The 20,423-nt window shown below is 44.1% G+C and carries 21 protein-coding genes; 11 read left to right on the forward strand and 10 right to left on the reverse strand.

Going from position 1 to position 20,423, the window contains the following annotated elements; genetic code table 11:
• The first annotated feature begins 69 nt into the window (after positions 1 to 69).
• On the forward strand, positions 70 to 2,340 hold the full coding sequence (locus tag JOE49_RS04965) for a GDYXXLXY domain-containing protein (RefSeq protein ID WP_209943543.1): 2,271 nt from the start codon (positions 70 to 72) through the stop codon (positions 2,338 to 2,340).
• 110 nt (positions 2,341 to 2,450) lie between these two features.
• Here the strand turns inward: JOE49_RS04965 and mmuM are convergent, their stop codons facing one another.
• Complete coding sequence (mmuM, locus tag JOE49_RS04970) at positions 2,451 to 3,398, reverse strand: homocysteine S-methyltransferase (protein WP_209940669.1); 948 nt, start codon at positions 3,396 to 3,398, stop codon at positions 2,451 to 2,453.
• A gap of 334 nt (positions 3,399 to 3,732) precedes the next feature.
• Between mmuM and JOE49_RS04975 the strand changes: the two genes are divergently transcribed.
• Complete coding sequence (locus JOE49_RS04975) at positions 3,733 to 4,788, forward strand: AEC family transporter (RefSeq protein ID WP_025720201.1); 1,056 nt, start codon at positions 3,733 to 3,735, stop codon at positions 4,786 to 4,788.
• Positions 4,789 to 4,805: 17 nt separating this feature from the next.
• The gene (locus JOE49_RS04980; protein WP_209940670.1) at positions 4,806 to 5,825 is read left to right on the forward strand and encodes a 2-hydroxyacid dehydrogenase; all 1,020 of its coding nucleotides are present in this window, start codon (positions 4,806 to 4,808) and stop codon (positions 5,823 to 5,825) included.
• Positions 5,826 to 5,875: 50 nt separating this feature from the next.
• Here the strand turns inward: JOE49_RS04980 and JOE49_RS04985 are convergent, their stop codons facing one another.
• Together JOE49_RS04985 and JOE49_RS04990 are read right to left on the reverse strand one after the other, a co-directional pair.
• Complete coding sequence (locus JOE49_RS04985) at positions 5,876 to 6,613, reverse strand: response regulator (RefSeq protein WP_023990998.1); 738 nt, start codon at positions 6,611 to 6,613, stop codon at positions 5,876 to 5,878.
• Positions 6,610 to 8,259, reverse strand: coding sequence for an ATP-binding protein (locus JOE49_RS04990; RefSeq protein WP_146255830.1), 1,650 nt, complete (start codon positions 8,257 to 8,259; stop codon positions 6,610 to 6,612). The genes JOE49_RS04985 and JOE49_RS04990 overlap by 4 nt, the downstream gene beginning before the upstream one ends.
• A 228-nt stretch (positions 8,260 to 8,487) precedes the next feature.
• On the opposite strand from JOE49_RS04990, the gene JOE49_RS04995 reads away from it, so the two are divergent.
• A complete protein-coding gene (locus tag JOE49_RS04995) occupies positions 8,488 to 8,670 on the forward strand; it encodes a DUF2524 domain-containing protein (protein WP_103744497.1) in 183 nt (60 codons plus the stop codon).
• Positions 8,671 to 8,768: 98 nt separating this feature from the next.
• Here the strand turns inward: JOE49_RS04995 and JOE49_RS05000 are convergent, their stop codons facing one another.
• The 3 genes from JOE49_RS05000 to rlmN all read right to left on the reverse strand — a co-directional run bounded on the left by JOE49_RS05000 (position 8,769) and on the right by rlmN (position 11,620).
• A complete protein-coding gene (locus tag JOE49_RS05000; RefSeq protein WP_023991001.1) occupies positions 8,769 to 9,701 on the reverse strand; it encodes a dihydroorotate dehydrogenase in 933 nt (310 codons plus the stop codon).
• The gene (locus tag JOE49_RS05005; protein WP_023991002.1) at positions 9,682 to 10,383 is read right to left on the reverse strand and encodes a dihydroorotate dehydrogenase electron transfer subunit; all 702 of its coding nucleotides are present in this window, start codon (positions 10,381 to 10,383) and stop codon (positions 9,682 to 9,684) included. The genes JOE49_RS05000 and JOE49_RS05005 overlap by 20 nt, the downstream gene beginning before the upstream one ends.
• Positions 10,384 to 10,522: 139 nt before the next feature.
• On the reverse strand, positions 10,523 to 11,620 hold the full coding sequence (gene rlmN / locus JOE49_RS05010; RefSeq protein ID WP_023991003.1) for a dual-specificity RNA methyltransferase RlmN: 1,098 nt from the start codon (positions 11,618 to 11,620) through the stop codon (positions 10,523 to 10,525).
• A 316-nt stretch (positions 11,621 to 11,936) separates the two neighbouring features.
• Between rlmN and JOE49_RS05015 the strand changes: the two genes are divergently transcribed.
• Positions 11,937 to 12,806: an AraC family transcriptional regulator gene (locus tag JOE49_RS05015; protein WP_209940671.1), complete on the forward strand. Its 870-nt coding sequence runs from the start codon at positions 11,937 to 11,939 to the stop codon at positions 12,804 to 12,806.
• A 90-nt stretch (positions 12,807 to 12,896) separates the two neighbouring features.
• Here the strand turns inward: JOE49_RS05015 and JOE49_RS05020 are convergent, their stop codons facing one another.
• The gene (locus JOE49_RS05020; RefSeq protein ID WP_209940672.1) at positions 12,897 to 13,802 is read right to left on the reverse strand and encodes a LysR family transcriptional regulator; all 906 of its coding nucleotides are present in this window, start codon (positions 13,800 to 13,802) and stop codon (positions 12,897 to 12,899) included.
• A 157-nt stretch (positions 13,803 to 13,959) separates the two neighbouring features.
• Between JOE49_RS05020 and JOE49_RS05025 the strand changes: the two genes are divergently transcribed.
• On the forward strand, positions 13,960 to 14,700 hold the full coding sequence (locus JOE49_RS05025) for an SDR family NAD(P)-dependent oxidoreductase (RefSeq protein WP_209940673.1): 741 nt from the start codon (positions 13,960 to 13,962) through the stop codon (positions 14,698 to 14,700).
• Positions 14,701 to 14,789: 89 nt separating this feature from the next.
• Here the strand turns inward: JOE49_RS05025 and JOE49_RS05030 are convergent, their stop codons facing one another.
• Both JOE49_RS05030 and JOE49_RS05035 read right to left on the reverse strand, forming a co-directional pair.
• Complete coding sequence (locus JOE49_RS05030; protein ID WP_209940674.1) at positions 14,790 to 15,278, reverse strand: DUF2798 domain-containing protein; 489 nt, start codon at positions 15,276 to 15,278, stop codon at positions 14,790 to 14,792.
• Positions 15,279 to 15,439: 161 nt separating this feature from the next.
• Positions 15,440 to 15,790: a winged helix-turn-helix transcriptional regulator gene (locus tag JOE49_RS05035; protein WP_103744503.1), complete on the reverse strand. Its 351-nt coding sequence runs from the start codon at positions 15,788 to 15,790 to the stop codon at positions 15,440 to 15,442.
• A gap of 163 nt (positions 15,791 to 15,953) precedes the next feature.
• On the opposite strand from JOE49_RS05035, the gene JOE49_RS05040 reads away from it, so the two are divergent.
• Together JOE49_RS05040 and JOE49_RS05045 are read left to right on the forward strand one after the other, a co-directional pair.
• Positions 15,954 to 16,505 (forward strand): NAD(P)H-dependent oxidoreductase, encoded by a 552-nt coding sequence (locus JOE49_RS05040; RefSeq protein ID WP_103744504.1) that lies wholly within the window; start codon positions 15,954 to 15,956, stop codon positions 16,503 to 16,505.
• 32 nt (positions 16,506 to 16,537) lie between these two features.
• Complete coding sequence (locus JOE49_RS05045) at positions 16,538 to 17,248, forward strand: SDR family oxidoreductase (RefSeq protein WP_053326432.1); 711 nt, start codon at positions 16,538 to 16,540, stop codon at positions 17,246 to 17,248.
• A 113-nt stretch (positions 17,249 to 17,361) separates the two neighbouring features.
• On the opposite strand, the gene JOE49_RS05050 is transcribed toward JOE49_RS05045, so the two are convergent.
• A complete protein-coding gene (locus JOE49_RS05050) occupies positions 17,362 to 18,090 on the reverse strand; it encodes a YheC/YheD family protein (RefSeq protein ID WP_023991010.1) in 729 nt (242 codons plus the stop codon).
• A gap of 281 nt (positions 18,091 to 18,371) precedes the next feature.
• Between JOE49_RS05050 and JOE49_RS05055 the strand changes: the two genes are divergently transcribed.
• From JOE49_RS05055 to JOE49_RS05065, 3 genes are all read left to right on the forward strand, one after another.
• Positions 18,372 to 18,917: a glutathione peroxidase gene (locus JOE49_RS05055; protein ID WP_068939186.1), complete on the forward strand. Its 546-nt coding sequence runs from the start codon at positions 18,372 to 18,374 to the stop codon at positions 18,915 to 18,917.
• A 132-nt stretch (positions 18,918 to 19,049) separates the two neighbouring features.
• Positions 19,050 to 19,628, forward strand: a complete 579-nt coding sequence (locus JOE49_RS05060; RefSeq protein WP_209940675.1) for a TetR/AcrR family transcriptional regulator — start codon at positions 19,050 to 19,052, stop codon at positions 19,626 to 19,628.
• 30 nt (positions 19,629 to 19,658) lie between these two features.
• Positions 19,659 to 20,399 (forward strand): SDR family oxidoreductase, encoded by a 741-nt coding sequence (locus JOE49_RS05065; protein ID WP_209940676.1) that lies wholly within the window; start codon positions 19,659 to 19,661, stop codon positions 20,397 to 20,399.
• Positions 20,400 to 20,423 lie beyond the last annotated feature (24 nt).

Here is a 20,423-nt window from a genome sequence, read left to right on the forward strand (position 1 = left end):
TACACTTGGTTCTGAACCCTTTCAACGATATAATAGGCTTCAAACCAACAGGAAAGGTACGTGAAATCCATGCTGCGATTCAATGCGATACGTACGGGCTATCTGCTGGGCATCTCACTGATACTGGCCGCAATTATTTATTTTTTCGCCTCCAATTGGGGCGGACTGGATCGGACATCCAAGATTGTACTTGCTGCTGCTCTTATTGTTCTGTTCTATGGCTTGTCTTTTGTATTTGCACGGATACGTGCTGTTCCCGGCCAACAAGCTTTTCTGTCTAATATGTTTTTGGTGGCTGGCTGTATAGCCTTTGGCGTTTCCGTGGCATTGCTCGGTCAAATTTACAATTCCCATGCGGACAGCTACGGATTGTTTTTCATTTGGTCGGTGCCGGCTCTGCTACTTAGCTGGATTACTCGCTACAATCCCTTTTATATGCTGTCTTATGTACTGATTCAACTTGGTTTGTGGCTTTATTTTTACCCTACGATGCAAAGTGTGCCTTATAGCGAACTTCGATCATTGTCGATTGCCGGAGTGTTCGCACTGGTCAATCTGGTGTTGTTTCTATTGGCGTTCCTTCATCGTATACGCTCTGCTCCACTACAATATATGAGCTTTACTGTTTTTCATATAGCCATGTTAGCGATGACCAACTCTTTTGCATTTGATGGGTATGGCCTGATCATGAATATACCGTATATCGCTGTGATTGCTTTAGGATTTTATATATTTATCAAGGTACGACTGAATAAAACGCTACTGACCTTGAATGCATTGGCGCTCTCAGCGTTTGCTGTCTTTAAATTTATAGAGCTGGCAGAGGCGTACTCCTCATCTCTGTTTTTTGTGTTTGGTTTGATTTTTGTGGCGCTGCTGCTGACGGGTAACGTGTGGTTTTTCCGTTATTTGAATCGTTTGGGAAAAACACCGCCGGAAGCAGGGATAACGGACATTAGTACATCAAAGACTGAGACGACCGTTCCCGAGGAACATGGCAGTGAATGGATCAGCAAAACCGTATCCCGTGTAATCAAAGTGGTTGGAGTGCTGATCGGTAGTATATCTCTCATCGGATTGATTATGATTAGCACGAATGTAAACCACACCGAATATGTACTGTTGGTTGTGTCGTTGCTGCTTATGATTTCGATGATTGTCATACCGGAATCCAAGCTGGATTCGGTAATACGTTATACACTGCTGACCATCAGCTATATAACAGGCTTGGCGGCCATTCTATGGTCAGATCAGTCGTTGCTTTCGGTATTATTTCTGATCGTTTCCATCGCTGGATGGTTTCGCTCCAAGGGGAAAAGGCAGTTGTTTTTTGCCTACACCTTTGTAAACCTGAATCTGGCGACCATTTTATTTCAGCAGTATCAGGAGTGGGATGGTTGGAACTGGACCTATAAGTTCATCATCTTCTCTCTTTTCATCGTCAATGCCGTGTTATATGGGGTAAGTTACTTTAAATTCAAGACGGAGTTAAAAGAACATCTGCGGAATAGCTCATTATTTTTCAGCTTGTTGTTCCTTTTTTGGGGAACGTTTTTCGAGGATGTCATTCCACACTCTTATATGTTCATTAACATTTTTTATTTTGTTATCGTTACCGGGATGATCTTTGCCTTTGCCCGTCTGAAACAAAAATCGGAGACCCTCATGAGCGTTGTCTTCTGGTTTATTTTTATCGGCTTCAAATACTATGATTTATTGTGGACGCTACTGTATAAGTCTTTTACGTTGGCGCTTCTAGGGATCATTGCACTCGGCTTGACCTGGTGGGCGGATCGGCGAATGGCCCATAGCGGCAAAGCAGCATTTGATGCCGACCACCGCAGCTTTAGCTTTATGCGCTTAAGCCCGTTACTCATTGCTATTGTCATCGTGCTACAGCTGGGGATCATCGGCTATCAGACGGCGAGAAGTGAAACCCTGCTCGCCACAGGGGCTTCCATTAAGCTCAAACTGGCTCCTATAGACCCGCGCTCCCTGCTGCAAGGCGATTATGTGGCACTGAATTACGACATATCTACCCCGCCTTCCAAGACCCCTCTTCAGGAGGAGGAATGGAGCCGAGGCAAGGTCAAAGTCGTTCTCACACCAGATAGCCAAGGAGTATACGTCGCGGATCGCCTATATCAAGATGGTGAAAAACTTGCCAGTCATGAGGTCGTTCTAAATGGACAATGGTATGGTTCTCGTATTCTGTACGGTATTGAGAATTATTTCATCCCTGAGGGAACCGGACGTACTGTAGAACAGAACGCACATTTTGCCCATATTCGGGTGAGCCGCAATGGGGACGCGCTGCTGGAACGTTTGGCAGAAAGTTGACCGGATCGGCGCAGGTAGTTAACAAAGCAGGCTGAACCAAGCTGCTCCATTGCTGGAGCACAACTTGGTTCAGCCTGCTTGTTTTTTTTCGGACCATCGTTTATCTCCGTTTATACATCTCTCGTCCATGATGCTATTTCCTCAATATCCTGCGGCTGAGTCCGGCAACAGCCGCCAATCAGACGAGCTCCCGCTTCATACCATTGGCGGGCACTTTGTCCGAATGTCTCTGTACAAGTGCTGCCATGCCATGTCTTGGTGACCGGGTCATATTCCTCCCCCAGATTGGGATATACCACCACAGGCTTATCCGTGTGGCTGTGTATTTCGTGAATAAGCGATGGAACGAATTTCGGCAAAGTGCAATTGATTCCTACAGCAGCCACTTGCTCATGTCCATTCAGCCACTCAGCACATGCAGCGGCAGACTCACCATTGCTGATATGCTGTCCATCCTTTGCGCTAAAGCTGATCCAGGCATACGTGCCAGGGAATTCCTTCAGCAATCGGGCGATGGCCTTGGCTTCAACCAGACAGGGTATCGTTTCACAAGCTAAAATATCTGCACCCGCCTCGATCAGAGCTTTCATACGTGGCCTGTGAAACTCCACTAGCTGTTCCTCGCTCAGCTTGTAATCGCCGCGATACTCTGACCCATCTGCCAAAAACGCCCCGTAAGGGCCAACAGAGGCAGCGACTAGCGGCTTGGGACGATGTCGCTGACTAGCAGTAGCCGTCACGTCAGCCCAAAACTCATCGCGTGCCTGCACAGCAATCCGCACCGATGATTGAATCAGTTCCAGCGCCTCATTTTCGCTTAGGCCTCGTTTAACATAGCCTTCAACGGTAGCCTGATAGCTCGCAGTAATCGCACAGTCTGCCCCAGCCTCAAAATAATCCCTATGTACACGCTTGATCGACTCCGGATGCTCATGGAGGATTTTAGCTGACCATAAGCTATCGTTCAGATCATGTCCATGACGCTCCAGCTCGGTCGCCATGGCGCCGTCCAGCACGATCAGTTGAAATTCGTCCAGTATATGTTGTATCGGATTCATGTGGCCCCTCCTGCTCGTCTTTTCTATTTAACCCACTAATCAAGTAGGGTTTAATGATTTACATTATAGCACGGAAGTTGATGAGCACTCACAAAGCCAAGAAATAATCATTCCGTGAAGACGTCCCCTCTCGTTTCATCTGCCATCTGATGTAACGTATAAATTTTTTAAATTAGTTTCATAAGTTAAATTAATTAGATATTGTTCTTTTTTTCACAAAGTCATTTTACTATAAAAGTGCAAACCAACACTTTGGCCAAAAGATCAGGGAATTGCATCGTCACATTCTGCATCGTCATTTATGTGAAAAAAGGTACAAGAGAGGGTTTTATCTATGTCTTTACTAGAAATGATTACAGCGACCTTAACAGATAACAAAATTCTCAGTTCTATCGCTTCCACCGTTTTTATTATCCTTCTTGGTTTCTTTTGCCGGAAGAAGGGGATTTTTAACGCAGCAGTAGGAAAGATGTTATCCAAGGTTGTTCTAACCGTGGCTCTACCTGCACTAGCCTTTAATTCTTTCATGCAGGATATTAATCCTACAATGTTAAAACAAGGCATGAATGTTTTAATATGGGGAGTTCTAATTTATATTATTCTCATCTTTATTTCTAAACCGTTCTTCCTGAGCTACAACAAGGATAAACAGGATGTTTTGCGGGTGTTAACCATTTTCGGTTCTACTACTTTTTTCGGAATTCCAATTGTCGGAGCCATTTACGGTCCTACCGGAGTGATGTACAGTTCCATTTTTAACATAGGGTACCGCATTTTCTTATACTCCTATGGCTATATCAAAATGAGCGGCTTGAAAATGGAGCTTAAAAATCTCAAAACCATGTTTTTGAATCCCATCGTTATCGCCACGTTTCTAGGCTTGTTTGTTTGGTTGTTTCAAGGTTATTTGCCACAGATGAGTGTAGCTACAGAGGATGGGGCCATTCAGCAGTTCGCCTTTCTAAGAATTGATCAAACCGCTGTTTGGCTGTTCAAGCCCATGACCTACCTAGCTGGACTAGCTTCTCCATTAGCCTGGTTATCGATTGGCTCGACATTGGGGGAGATCAGCTTCAAGTCGGCAGCTACTGATAAGACCTCTTGGTATTACAGCATAGTTAAGGTTTGGCTTGTTCCTATTGTTAACATCGTCTTGCTGGCTTTGTTGACTGTATCCCATATTCTGTCAGTCGATTCTGTCGCTTTAGCTACTATTGTCATCATGATGGCTACTCCTACAGCTACCGTAGCCGCAGCCTATGCCATCAGTTTTGATAAGGAAGCCATATTAACTTCTAATGCATCGCTTCTATCTACTATCACTTCTGTCGTCATGATTCCAGTGTGGATCATTACGCTCAATGTCATTGATAAAATTGGAATTTTCTAAATCAGGGGGAAAACAACATGTTAAAAATCATTTGCTATGGTGTCCGTTCTTATGAGAAACCCTATTTCCAGGATCTCAATAAATATAACTTCCAACTAACGCTAGTAGAAGAGTTGTTAACCACCAGCAATGCAGAATTGGCACAGCATCACGATGCCGTTTTGCTAAGAGGAAACTGTGCTGCCAATCGGGAAAATATCACAAAATTCAATGAATACGGCATTCAATATGTTTTCACCAGAACAGTCGGAATCAACCACATTGATTTGGATGCCTGCAGCGAATTCGGAATGAAGGTGGCACGCGTGCCATCCTACTCTCCGAATGCCATCGCCGAGCTCTCCCTAACTTTAGCAATGATGCTGTTCCGACACACCGCTTATATGACTACCAAAAGCTCGTTCAAAAATTTTATTGTGGATGAGCATACATTCAGCAAAGAGATCCATAACTGTAAAGTTGGGATTATCGGGGTTGGTCGCATTGGTCTGACGGAGGCCAAATTGTTTAAAGGATTGGGAGCCTCTGTTATTGGTTATGATGTGTACCAATCAGATGCGGCCAAGGAAGTCATTCCATTCACAACCTTGGATGAATTACTGGCAGAGAGTGATGTCGTTAGTGTGCACGTTCCTTATCTGCCGGGACAGAACGACAAAATGATTAACGCCAGCTTTTTAGCAAAAATGAAAAAGGGATCTATTCTCATCAATACATCACGTGGAGAATTACAAGATAACCAAGCCATTTTGGACGCTTTGCTCAGTAACCATCTGGAGGGCTTCGCTACGGATGTCTTCCCTAAAGAAGATGAATTATTCTTTAGAGCATTTGAACCATGGCAAATGCTCCCAGACCCAACAATCCAGAAGCTTGTGGAGCTGTATCCAAGAGTTTTGGTAACACCTCATGCTGGCTCGAATACCGTTACGGCGTTATCCAACATGATTGAAACTAGCTACGACAACTTCCATGATATCGTTACAAGTCATTCTTCGGATAACCTAGTCCCACTTCCTGTTCTCTCTATGAAATAATTAGGAAGCTCGGTACTCTTGTTGAACAAAAAAGAACCGCTATTTCCAGATTACATCGGAAATGGCGGTTCTTTTATATCAGGATTCAACTGATAGAGCATTAGCGGCCTGCCAACCTTGTGGTATTCTATCGATTCAACTAGAAAGCCATCGTCCACCAGGAACTGAATATATTTTTTTACCGTGATACGGGACAAGTCCACTTCTCTGGCTAATGTTTCAACCGAGAATGGTCCGTCCAGCTCTTGAATATTCTTCAGTATCGTGGTCATGGTTAGTTTGGACAAATTTTTAGATAGGTTTTTCGGTAGATTATGCGATGGATGTTCAACAGGTTTTTTCTTTTCCACACCCGCATGCTCTTCTTTATTAAAATAATGGTCAATAACAGCTTGATTAATTCCGTTCCCTTCCTCCATCACCGTGGCCAGACGCTGGATTTTCTCAACAGCCAGTCTAAAGCGTTCGAATGTAAAGGGCTTAATTAAATAGTCTGCAACACCATAAAAAACAGCTTCCTTCACCGTCTGAATATCTTTTGCAGCCGTAATTAAAATAACTGAAGCATGATACTGATGCTCCTGCATATGTGATAATAAAGTTAATCCGCTTTTTCCAGGTAAATAAACGTCCAGTAATACCAGATCCGGTGACCATTTTTGAAGGCAGTCCTGTGCTTTCTTGACGGTATCTGCCTTACATACAACATCCAAATTGTCCATGCGCTCGATAAACTGTTGATTGAGCTCAGCAACCATCGGATCATCCTCAACAATTAGAACTTTCATTCATTTGTCACCTCCAATGTACAGGGCAACTCTACATATATACTTGTTCCGAGACCCGGTTGGCTATCAAGCTCAATGATTCCTTGATGATTTTCCACCATGGTTTTAACCAGATTCAAGCCGTAGCCTCTGTCTTCTCCTTTGGTCGAAAAGCCATGCTCGAATATTCTTTTTTGCATCTCAAAATCAATCCCCATACCATTATCTTTCACTTTCAAAATGAATACATTTCCCTCACACTCATAGTTCAATTTCAGTTCAATTTTGCCGGGTTCTTTTTTTTGTAAGATGGAATCTATGGCGTTGTCAAAAAAATTGCCCAGGATGTGTATGACATCATGAACGATATCCTGCATCTCCACATTAGAGACATCCGAGCTTTCTGCAAGAAGAACCGAAATATTCTGTTCGCGTGCTTCATTGATTTTACCCATAATAAAACCTGCTAATGCCGGAACTTTAATTCTCTCAGTCAAAAAGCCTACCTCATCTTGATACCGGTGATTTAGCTGCTGAATATATTGACTGACCTCCGCATATTTCCTCATTTCAATCAGGCCGGATATTACGTGCATTTTGTTCATAAATTCATGGGTCTGTCCGCGAAGGGAGTTAATATAATATTTTGTACCACTTAACTGGTTGCTGAGATGGATCATCTCGGATTGGTCGCGCAGCGTTGCAACTGCCCCAAAAAACTCATTTTCAATATATATAGGGGTTACTGTCGCAATGACTTCTATACCATTCACATAAAATGAGCGATCCTTGATTTTCTTTTTATCATCAAACACTCTCTTGAAGAGCACGTTATAAAAGTTGGTATCTAGCTGCTCGCCAATCGGGGCTTTCATCTCTTGGTTCGCCAGTTGATACTTGGCCTGAGCTTCTTTGTTCATGAGCATAATTTTCTTGTCAGCCGAAATGGCTATAATTCCTTCAGCGACCTCATTTTCAATAATTTCTTTTTCGCGCAATCGTGTCGCTATCTCTTGCGGCTCAAGCCCAAATAAAATCGTTTTGATTTTCTGAGCCAGAATGATCGCGCCCAGAACTCCACTAAAGAGCCCAAGCATCAGCCCCCCAAAAATGGTATACTGCGCCTGCATCAAATCATGATTTAGGGTTCTCATGGTCAGCCCTACACATACAATGCCAATGACCTCATGCTGTTGATTAAATATCGGCGTAAAATATCGGTAACCTTTGCCCAAAATACCTATATTCTCAGAAAAATGTCCCTGACCGGATAGCGCTCTTCTGGCATCATTCAAATCAGAGAACGGTTTGCCAACCATCGTTGCATTCGGATGAGATAGCCGAATTAAATCGTGGTTCAAAATGACAACAAAATCCACATTAACGTTGTGCATGACTCCAAGCGAGTAGTCTTGGATCTGCTTCACAGGAACTCCCTGCTCAACATTACGAATAACATCGTTGTCACTGGCAACCATCTTGGCAATACCCGAAAGTTTTTCCTTCGTATTATCAAAATGTTGGTTAATCACGAAATTACGAATGAGAAGCAAGGATATAATTAAAGAAATAATGATAACTAAAACAACCAAAATAATAATCATGAATTGTAGCGAAACTTTGAATTGTCGTCTCGGTTTCGACTTACTTTTTAACCGCAACCCCATCACCTAGCTTCTTTGTTAAGCTCTCCATTAGGAAGAAGAGCTTATCTCTGACCCTATATTCCCTTGATATTCGACATCGTTTGACAATTTCCTTCTTATTCTGCAAGCTCTGCGCGCTCCACTGACAACCAAACGTATCCTTTTATCTGAAATAAAACGATATGCTGAATAAGGAAAGATCAATTCTCCATAATAAGGACGTATACCTAATGAAATGGAGGATATCGGATGATTGACAATCTCGAAAGCAATTACAACTGCGCTAATGCAGGACAAGACCTTCATCAGCTCAAGCAGGAACTCACTGCGCTTCAGGAACAAGGTGCAAACGACCAGGCGTCCGAGGAAGCCATTCATCGGCTGGAAAATCAAATTTCGTTCATCTTGAACAAGTGCGATATTAACCACTAGTTGATGCTTGGCTATTTCAGTAAAATAAATAAAACCGACTTGTCTTTTAAAGACAAGCCGGTTCTATATGAATTAGTGTATGCAAAAAGGTTCCAAATTCACAAAATTCCCCGTATCTCATCCAATGACTGCACCTTTTCCCGCTGCATCCATTGTTCAAGGCCATGTACCAGCTCAGCCCCTGCATGTAAATGAACAAAATTGTACGTTCCCACCTGAATGGCAGCGGCCCCTGCCATGGTGAATTCAATAATATCCTCCACCGAGCTAATCCCGCCCATCCCGATCACCGGAATCGACACCGCCTGTGCCACCTGGTGAACCATGCGCAAGGCAATCGGTTTAATTGCCGGGCCGGAAAGACCAGCATACGTGTTGGCGAAGACACTGCGACGCCGGCGTATATCTATTTTCATTGCAGAAAATGTATTGATCAGCGAAACTCCGTCTGCGCCTTCTTCCTCGCACATAACCGCCATCTGTGTGATGTTCTCTGCGTTTGGAGACAGCTTGACGACCAACGGAAGCGCCGTCACATTGCGCACCTGACGCACAACCTCCCGCGCTACCTCCGTCTGGATACCAAATTGCATTCCACCCTGCTTCACATTGGGACATGAAATGTTCAATTCCAGCATATCAACGCCTCTGCGGTTCATCGTGCGACGCTTTTGTGCGTTTTCCGTAATCATCGCTACGGCCTGAACGTATTCCTCCAGATTGGAGCCGCCCACGTTGGCAATAACAGCCGTGTTCCAGCGTGTCATGTCATCCAGCTCATCCTTCAAAAAGGCGGCAACACCCGGATTCTCCAGCCCCACACTATTGAGCATGCCCGATGCTGTCTCATGTATTCGTGATCCCGTATTACCAGCCTTCGGATGCAGGGTCAGTCCCTTGCCGACGATACCACCCAATAATTCAGGAGAATAAAATTCCGCATACTCACGTCCGAATCCAAACGTACCGGAAGCCATGATGATCGGGTTCTTGAATGGTACACCCGCAATATTACACACCATGGAGATCATCAAACTCCACCTCCTCCACCGGGAATACAGGCCCTTCTTTACATACCCTTCGATTGCCTCCACGGGTACGCATCGTACAGCCCAAACATGCGCCAATACCACAGGCCATGTGTCTTTCAGTTGAAATATATAAACGGGATGACGTATCCACCGTTTTCATGGCGAGTGCTTGCAACATCGGAGTTGGCCCGCAGGAGAACATATTTGCATAAAGCGTCGGATCAACCTGTTCGACGATGCTTCCCCCTACCTTGACCTGCACAGATGCCGCCACAGCTTCGAACGCTTCAACCCCGAAGGCTTGCTGTGCAAACCCCAAATAAACGTGCGCATGCGGGTAATACTTTGCAGCCAACAGCAACGGAGCTGTACCCATGCCACCGCCGATCAAAGCCAAACTACCCTCTACCTGCGGAAAACCGTTTCCGAAAGGTCCTTCTAAATGAATCTCCTGACCAGGCTGTAATTGGGAAAACAAATTTGTCCCCTCTCCAACAACCCGGTACAAAAAGGAAATACTCTCTTCCCCGATATCATAAATGCTGATGGGTCTGGGCAGCAGTGGGTAACCTGTCCCGCTGCGCAGCATGTAAAACTGCCCCATGTTCCCTTTAAACTTTCCCTCTATTTTCATCACATAAATGCCCGGAACGAGCGCCACATTCGAAATTACGTTAGCCATATAACCCCTCCACTAACCACTCACTATAACGTAAAAGCAGCAACTATTACGTGACTATTTTCACATTTTTGGGTAACGTTTCGCCCTGCGGCTCGTGATATAAAAAAGCGTACTCCTGTTAGAGAGTACGCTTGTGTATTTAACTAATGGCTTCGCGCTCCGCATTGCGGCTACCCTTGGCATCCTTGCGGATTTGCTTGCTGCGTAGCTGCCCGCAGGCCGCGTCAATATCGACTCCATGCTCCAGCCGAACACTACAGCTAATGCCTTGTTTTTTCAGAACATCATAGAAGCCAGTAATCGACTCCGACTCACTCCGCTGGTATTGGCTATGCTCATCCACCGGATTGTACGGAATCAGGTTTACATTGGCCAGATTACGGCGATGGCCCACCAGCTCAGCCAGTTCGAGCGCGTGCTCCTTACCGTCATTAACATCCTTCAGCAAGATGTACTCCAGCGTAATCCGACGATTTGTTTTGTCCAAATAATAATCAATCGCCTGCATGAGTTTCTCAATCGGAATCGCCCGGTTGATCTTCATAATGCGAGTACGAATCTCATTATTCGGAGCGTGGAGGGAGATCGCCAAATTGACATGCAGGTCGGAATCTGCAAATTCAATGATTTTATCAGCCAGTCCACTTGTGGAAACGGTAATATGCCGTGGCCCAATCGCTAGCCCTTTGTGATCCTTAATGACCCGAATGAAATCGGACAGGTTCACGAAGTTATCAAACGGTTCGCCAATTCCCATCACAACAACATGACTGACCTGATCGCCCGGTCGTTCCTGATCCAGATACAGCTGGACCTTCATAATTTGCTCTACAATTTCACCGCTGGACAGGTCACGGCTCTTTTTCAACAATCCGCTCGCACAGAAGCTGCACCCAATGTTACACCCTACCTGCGTAGTCACACATACGGATAAGCCAAACTTATGCCGCATCAATACTGTCTCAATCAAATTACCATCCTGAAGCCGGAACAAGAACTTAACCGTCCCGTCTGCTGACTGTTGCTTCACGTGTTCTTCAAGTGTTTCAATGGAAAAGTGCTCGGCCAACAGGCGAGTACAATCCTCATGAACCTCTGCCATCGCTGCAAAATCAGTAACCCGCTTCCGGTACAATGCGTCCCATACCTGCAATGCCCGGGATTTCTTATGTCCATGCTCGATGAGCCATGCTGTCAATTGATCTAGCGTTAATCCATAAATGGATTCTTTTTTCATGTTCGATCCTCTTTTCAAAACATTCAAATTCGTCTTCCTCTATATGAAACTAAGCACGCACCATTCGTCTCAACCATCATTGCATCATAGCATGTTTAAGCAATCTGCGCTATTTAAACGCCTCTTCCATTGTCCCAAATTTTAATTATGAACACAAGGGGGCAGGCACATGGTTTCTCCAAAATTTTAGCGTGAAATTATATCTTGAAACAAAGTACAAGCCACATTAAACTAGGCGACAGAACCTGTTCGATAAGAGCACGCAAAGACAGGATTACAGATACTCCTAATGATATGATTACAACTAAGGAAGGTGATGCGGTTGGAATGGTTGCTTCGGATCAAGAACGCACTGGATCTGATGGAAGAGAGAATGCAGCAGTCACTCGATATCGATGAAATTGCAAAGGCAGCCTACTCGTCTCCTTTCCATTTTCAGCGTATGTTTCATATGCTAACCGGCGTTACGGTTGCAGAATATGTGCGCAAACGTCGATTGACCTTGGCTGCTCAGGAATTGAGTCTTTCTTCCGCCAAGGTGCTGGATGTAGCGTTCAAATACGGATATGATTCCCCCGAATCTTTTTCTAAAGCGTTCCGAAGGGTACACGGTATTTCGCCCTCTGAGGCCAGAAGCCCTGGGGTAAACCTGAAAGCCTTTCCACGTATCACCTTCCATTTATCGTTGAAGGGAGATCAGGAAATGGATTACAAAATTATAGAGAAGGCGGCCTTTACGGTCATTGGCAAGTCCATTCAAGTCACCACTAAGAACGGCGATAATCTTCGAGAAATCCCAAAATTCTGGAACGAACTGGATGCGGATGGTACATCGGATCAGATTCATGCCTTGGGAACAGGCGACGATATCCTCGGTATTTGTTTGGATTTCAAGCATGGGGAAGAGAAATTCACGTACCTGATTGCCGCAGAAGGCAGCGAGGACGTAGCCGCTTCCAGCGGATTAGAAGCCAGAACCATTCCAGCTGCAACGTGGGCTGTGTTTACATCCATCGGCCCTATGCCTCACTCGATCCAAAAGGTATGGCAAAGAATTTTTCAGGAATGGTTCCCTGCCAGTAATTATGAGCATTCAGGCGGCCCGGAACTGGAAGTGTATACTATGGGAGATTCACATGCTGAAGACTACCGAAGTGAAGTTTGGATTCCGATTAAGAAAAAGTAAACAACGAACCGACTGCCTGTTGCAGTCGGTTTTATACCGTACTGCATTTACATCATAAGGTGGCAGAAAACACAATTCCCTGCATACTCGCTACTCTAGCTTAATGCTCCCAGGCAACTCCCCAAGCTCCTGCTTCAACACAGAGTATAGCCTTGAACCTGCCGGCTTTAGCGGATAGTCTGTTGCTTTGCAAAGAAGGCCGAAGGTCATATCGATCAGGCTGCCGCTTAATTCCCTCACCGCTGTTCCTGCTGGGACAGAACTGACCAGAACTTGTGGCACAAGTGCAATACCTAAATCGCTCTCCACATAAAATTTCAGAGCCGTCATGCTGCCAATTTCCATCGTGTTTAATATGGTTATTCCATATTCCTTCATGACCATTTCAAGTTTGCGACGATATGGACAGGTGGCCGACGTAATAAGCAACCGCTGCCCCTGTAAATCCTCCGGCCCAATCTTTTCTTTTTGCGCAAGCGGGTGATTTTCAGGCATCAATACTACAAATCTCTCCCTAAATAAAGGTTCAAAATATAGCTCTGTGCCCAAATCCGGTGCTGAACACAGCGCTAAATCAATATCCCCCTTGAGAACACGCTCGCTTAGAGTAGGGGTATTCCCAAACTCAACAGAAACCCGAATGTTCGGATAATGGGTTAAGAATCGTTTTAAAATTTCTGGTAGTCGGTAACTGGCAGTCGGTTCGGTCACTCCTATACGAAGGTCGCCTGCGGTTCCTCTTTGCAGATTGTCCATATTTTCCTGCAATTGCTCCATATCCTTTACAATATGTAGACTTTGCTCGTAAAACATCCTGCCCGCTTCAGTTAACTTTATTTTCTTGCCCCGTTCGATCAGTTGAATTCCCATATCGGACTCCAGCTTCTGTATTTGCATCGTCACGGTAGATTGTGCATAATTCAACTCTTCCGCTGCACGAATAAAACTCCCGTAATTCACAATCATTTGAAATGTTTTGAGTGTTTTAATGTCCATTCTCAAACTCCTATATGCACAATTAATTCAATTTTATTGAATTATAAATTCAGTTAATTCAATTATACAGAACACAATACATCTTCTACAATGATACATATCAGATCATATTATTTTTCAGACGCAAAATGAACTGGATGGGAAGGAGCGAATATATATGGATTTACATCAAAAAGTAGCACTGGTTACAGGTGGAGGTACAGGAATTGGGAGAGCCGTATGTATGGCCTTGGAAGATCGAAAAGCTACGGTAGTCGTAAACTATTCCCGCTCTAAAAACGATGCTGAGGAAACTGTACGTATGATCCTTGAAAAGGGCGGACGTGCTATCGCATTACAGGCAGATGTTTCCCGAGATCAGGAAGTTCGAACTATGGTTGATCAGATTGTCCATCAATTCGGTACGATTGATATACTCGTGAATAACGCTAGCATTACACATCACATTCCTATGGATGATCTGGAGGCAGCCACGGAAGAGGTATGGGATGATCTATTTGATGTAAATGTAAAAGGCATGTTTTACTGCGCCAGAGCCGTAGCTCCTTTTATGAAGCGTAGTAAACAAGGAGCTATCGTCAATCTGGGAAGTATAGCAGGGCAAACAGGGCTAGGTTCCTCTCTTCCCTATGCGGTATCCAAAGCGGCCGTCCACGGGCTGACCAAATCTTTAGCACGAGCACTGGCACCGGATATTCGCGTCAATTGCATCGTGCCGGGAGCCGTAGCGACAAGATGGTGGGCAGGCAGGGAAGAACAAATGAAGCAACTGTTTCCTCATTTGCTCCTACAGCGCATTTCTACGCCCGAGGATATTGCTAGCATGATCTGCTCTGCTTTGGAACAGGAAGCCATGACAGGCCAGACTATTACGGTGGACAGCGGACAAACGCTGTAAAAATACTGGGATTTCTGCGTAAAAACAAGCCGCCTTCTCAGACAGAAGGCGGCTTTTGAGCTATCGTATACCGTCGTTGACTACGTTTTTTAGCTTAGAGATACCGCAATTCGTGTACCTTTCACGAATTTAACAAATAAGTACCGAACAAGCGGCCCTACAATTAAGAGCTGCAGAGGGAAAGCAAAAATAAAATTCTTAAAAACTAAAGACAAGTAATTTTTAAATAATAAGTCTCCCGAAAGACCATTAAAAAAGTAAGCTGTCCCCAATCCATAAAGTGACATACAGAGAACCATTCCAATGACCATACAGCATGAGAGGGACAGAATCACAAATACCTTTTTAGATTTGTCGTATGGTAATGAGAAGGCTATTTTCTTTGCTAGTGGGCCGACAATAAATAATTCCAATACGAAAGCAATGATAAAACATAAAATAAATTGAAGAAACATTACTTTTAGAGATATTGTGCCAATCAAGTCATTTGTATATAGATTATAAAATGTCATGAATACGACCATCCCCAAGCACATCATTAAACCAAAATAAAAATCTTCTTTCTTCGTTGTTGGCAATTCCATCATCCCTTCTGTGTACCTTGGTAATTATATAAATAGTCAAAACCTCCACATAAGTGAACTTTCTGTGAACTTTATAGTAAGCGCTTCCTTTTTTTGTATATAAGAAATAGGCATCGTTCATCTCAACGATACCTTGGAATACTGCGTCATGTCCCTCAATGATCTGCTTTTAAATCTAAGCCAAATCTCTTCAGCTCAATAAAAACACCTTCCAGTCGCTTCCCTTTTTCCGTTAACGAATATTCAACACGCGGGGGAACCTCGGCATATACCTTTCTTTCTAACAGGCCGTTATCTTCAAGTTCCTTCAGGCGTAGGGAAAGCGTTTTGGGGCTAATCCCCTTCATGGATTTTTGAAGTTGGCTGAATCTCAGTGTTCCTTCGATAAGAAGGTCGCGGATGATTAAAAAAGTCCATTTCGTTCCGATCAAATCAAGTGTTTGGGCAATAGGACACGGCTTGCCTGGTACTCCTTTGGTCAATTCAATAGGTTCTTGGGCGTGCATAGGAACTCCTCCAAAAAAAATATCTGTTAAACCCAATGGTATCACAATAGTTCCTTTTAAGAAACTATATGAATTAAATATCACTACTTCCCTATATGAACTTACTACATATACAATATCGCTGTAGCAAGTCATGTTTTCTCTAATACGAGGAGGTGAAGAGATGAAAAATATACTAATCATTAACGGTCATCAAAAATATGATTCGTCTGAAGGGAAATTGAACCAAACATTGATGGACAATATGGTGCGTCTCTTAAGTGAAGAGAACAAAATCAAAACAACGTCTGTTCAAAATGGCTATACCCTCAGCGAAGAACAAGAAAAATTTTTATGGGCGGATGTAGTCATTTACCAAACCCCTATCTATTGGTTCAGCGTTCCTGGATTATTAAAGACTTATATGGATGAAGTCTATGCTTACGGTGTATTCTTCACGGGTGCTCATGAATATGGTAGCGGAGGTTTATTAACCGACAAGAAATATATGTTCTCCACGACTTGGAACGCTCCAGAAAAAGCTTTTAATGATCCAAATCAATTTTTTAATGGCGCTAGTCTAGAAGCCGCACTCAGGCATTTGCATTCTGCACATACATTTCTCGGCATGGAGCCTTTGAAAAGCTTTGCGTGCTACGATGTTATTAAAAATCCAAATATACCTAAATTTATTACTGATCTTGATATACATCTACAAGCCGTATTACATGATTAACAAATCCAGAGGAACACTAGGAGGGAATCCATTTGCAAAACCAAAAGATTGTCATTATTGGCGGAAGCTCAGGTATTGGTTTAGAAACAGCTAAGCAAGTCATTTCGCTTGGAGCGGAAGTGGTAATCGCCAGCCGCTCGGAGGATAAATTGCACAAGGCCAAAGAAATGCTGGGCCCTCGTGCTGCAATATATGTGCTGGACACGTCAGATGAGCAGCAGGTAAAATCCTTCTTCGGAAAAGTCGGCCCCTATGATCATCTTATCGTTAGCGCGGCAGAAACATCAGGTGGGTCATTCCTTCAGTTGGAGACGGATCAAGCCCGCAAGCTATTCGAAAACAAATTTTGGGGCCAGTATTATGCAGCTAAATACGGTGCTTCCCAACTTTCAACCGAGGGTTCCATTACCTTATTTTCAGGAGTGGTGGCATACAAACCGATGATTGGCTCCTCTGCGCTCGGTGCTGTGAATGCAGCGGTTTCGAATCTTGGTCAAACCTTGGCGTTAGAGCTTGCTCCCATCCGCGTGAATGTCGTCTCACCCGGCATTATTGATACACCTTCACGCAGCAAAATGCCTGAAAATACGCGCAATCAATTCTATGATACGATCGCGCATAAGCTTCCTGTGAAGCGAGTTGGACTTGCCGAGGATGTTGCACGAGGTGTAATTTATTTGATTCAAAATCAGTTTGTGACCGGAACAGTCCTTCATGTGGATGGCGGACACATTTTAACATAAAAGCTTCGTCTTAAATCCGTCAGTCATTTAACAAAAAAACGAAGAACGCTCCCGCATCTTTGCTTGGGCGTTCTCCTCTTTTCTTATCAATGAATGATTTCACAAACTTTATCCTAGTGATGAATACGACGTTTGTTTCTCAAAATGTTGCGAATCATCTTGTGATTGGGGAGCTGCCTGAACAACATATGTCCGGGATGCGGATTGGCCTCGATAATCCAGATTTGACCGCTCTTTTCAATAGCAAGATCGATGCCCAGCTCGCGAACCGGATGATTTGTATCTATCGTGTCGGCAATGATTCTAGAAAGCTCGGTGATCTGGTCCAGAATCTCTTTCATTTTTGTTCTGTCATTTTTAAAGACCCTTAAAAGCACTTTGGACAACGGCGCCGCATGTCCTCCCTTCCGATAGTTGGTAACGACTTTTCGAGGTGCAGCGACACGGCCGGTTATTCCTGAAATGACCCATTCCGATTCCGGCTTCTGCATATACACTCTGGCATCAAAAATGGAACCTTTGTACTTGGCTAACTTAAGTCCTTGCTGTACCAAATAACGGCGATGAGGTCTCCGATAGGTTCTAACTGCTCTTCTTACGGCGTGGGATCTAACGACTCTGCGACTGGAGCCACAACGAATCTCATATTTCCTCCCCAGCTTTTTCGCACGTATGATGCCAGTTCCTCCACTCCCATAATTTGGCTTGATGAAGACTGTGCGATAGGTATCCAGCATCCGTAAAGTCCTTGCATTACTGATCCAGCGGGTTTCGGGCAAGTGAGAACGTAAAATGGGATGTTGTCGCATTTCCTTGTATTGAATCATCTTTCCAATGGGCACGAATATCCCTCGATTCTGTTGGGTTTTTGCACACATTACATGAATATGCATCTATATTCTATCTTGGTAACGGCGAATGCCACAGTTTGCTATGAAAGAGGCAAATCTCCTACTTTCTTTAAGGCGAGTCTTCTTTGATTTCAAGAGAGAAATGAACAATGTGTTCTTTGCATGACGAAGTTATTGCAAATACCTATAAAGTTGATTCCAATAATATATTAGACCAATAATAATTCTGGATATATGATGTATTAAAAAATAACGTGAGGAGGAACGTTAATATGTCTATTTATGATTTTCAGGCAACCTCAATTAACGGGAAACCGATTGAATTCTCAGACTACAGAGGAAAGGTTCTCCTCATTGTAAACACAGCCAGCAAGTGTAGCTTCTCCAGTCAATTCGCTGATCTGCAGAGGCTCTACGAGAAACGGAGGGAACAAGGTTTTGAAATCCTTGCGTTTCCTTGTAACCAATTCAATGAAAAAGAGCCGGGTAGCCATTCGGAGGTTCAGGGAATCTGTCAAATGAACCATGGAGTAACCTTCCCGCTATTTGAGAAGACGGATGTAAGAGGCTTATCTCCTCATCCTTTATTTCAATATCTGACCCAACAGGCACCGTTTCAAGGCTTCGATACCCAGACCAAAGACGGTCAATGGATGGAGGATTTCCTGCGGGATAAGTATCCAGAAATATACGCTGGCGACGGTATCAAGTGGAACTTTTCTAAATTCTTGGTCGATCGCGATGGCCATGTAAAAGGAAGGTTTGAAGTAACAACCGAGCCCTGTGCCATTGATCCTGTCATCGAATCGCTATTGTAATTTTTCCGTTCACTTCTTTGAATTCTTTAAAAAAAGAGTATCAAATGACAAAAATGAATATTTGTCATTTGATACTCTTTGTGTTATCCTGACTTCAAGGAGGTGACTCACACGGCACTTGACCGTGTCCCTATGGAAAAATCCTCAGATGTGCTAACCAAGGAACAGATTCTCATCGCTACAGAAGACACCCTTAGACGTTTTGGTGTAGCCAAAACTTCCGTGACCGATGTTGCCAAAGTACTGGGAGTAAGTCATGGCACCATTTACCGACACTTTAAAAGTAAGGCCGAGCTTCTTGAAGGCGTGACCGAAAAATGGCTGAATGAAAAGATTATTGGCCCGTTAACGGAGGTCTGTCAGAATTCATCTATACTGGGAGCGCCACAATTAAAACGATATATACAGACCTTGGTCGAACTTAAGCAGCATTATGCCCGCGACGACGAGGAAATGTTTGAGATGTATACGAGGGTCACCGAGCAAGCCGCTGATTTAATCGACCTGCATATCACACACATTGTGGATCAGCTCGCTGATATCATTGCACGCGGGGACATCACATCGGATCAGCCAGCCCAACTGGCGCGTACCCTTTTCTATGCCACAGCCCGTTTTCATCATCCCGCTCATGCTTACGAATGGAAGAGTCCAGTGATTAATCAGGAGTTTTCGGATGTGTGGATGCTTTTAGAAAAAGGAATCACTTAAAATAGATATGGAAAGAAGGACAAAACACATATGAAGCATTTGGACGGAAAAACAGCAATTGTCACCGGGTCCTCCAGAGGGATTGGACGTGCCATTGCCGAGCAACTGGCTGATCTGGGCGCTAATGTAGTCATCAATTATGCTAGCAGTCCGGACAAAGCCCAAGAAGTCGTGAAGAGCATTCTTCAAAAAGGCGGCAAAGCCATAGCACTTCACGCTGATCTGGGCAAAATGAGTGATATTGAAGCATTATTTACAAATACGATTGCTGAATTCGGTAAAGTGGATATTCTGGTTAACAACGCTGGGCTGATGATCACCCAACCTCTGGCTGAGGTGACCGAAGCTGATTTTGACAAACAATTCGCACTCAATGTAAAAGGCACTTTCTTTGCATGTCAGCAAGCCATGAAATATATGGAGAACTACGGAAGAATCGTGAACCTGTCTACATCCGTGATCGGACAAATGTTCCCGGCCTATAGCGTATATGCAGGTACCAAGGGCGCAGTGGAGCAATTTACCCGTCAGCTAGCCAAAGAGTTCGGAAGCAAGCAAATTACGATCAACGCTGTGGCTCCCGGTCCTGTGAACACCGAGCTTTTCCAAGCAGGAAAAACCGAGCAGCAAATCGAAGGCATGAAAAAAATGAATGCTATGGGGCGGCTCGGCGAACCGGAAGATATCGCTGATGTGATTGAGTTTCTGGTCAGCGCCAAATCACAGTGGGTTACCGGGCAAACGATCCGCGTCAATGGCGGGTTCATCTAAAAGCTGGAATACATGGAATGGAGG

The organism is Paenibacillus sp. PvR133 (assembly GCF_017833155.1).
In the GTDB taxonomy this organism is placed as follows: Bacteria; Bacillota; Bacilli; order Paenibacillales; family Paenibacillaceae; genus Paenibacillus; species Paenibacillus polymyxa_B.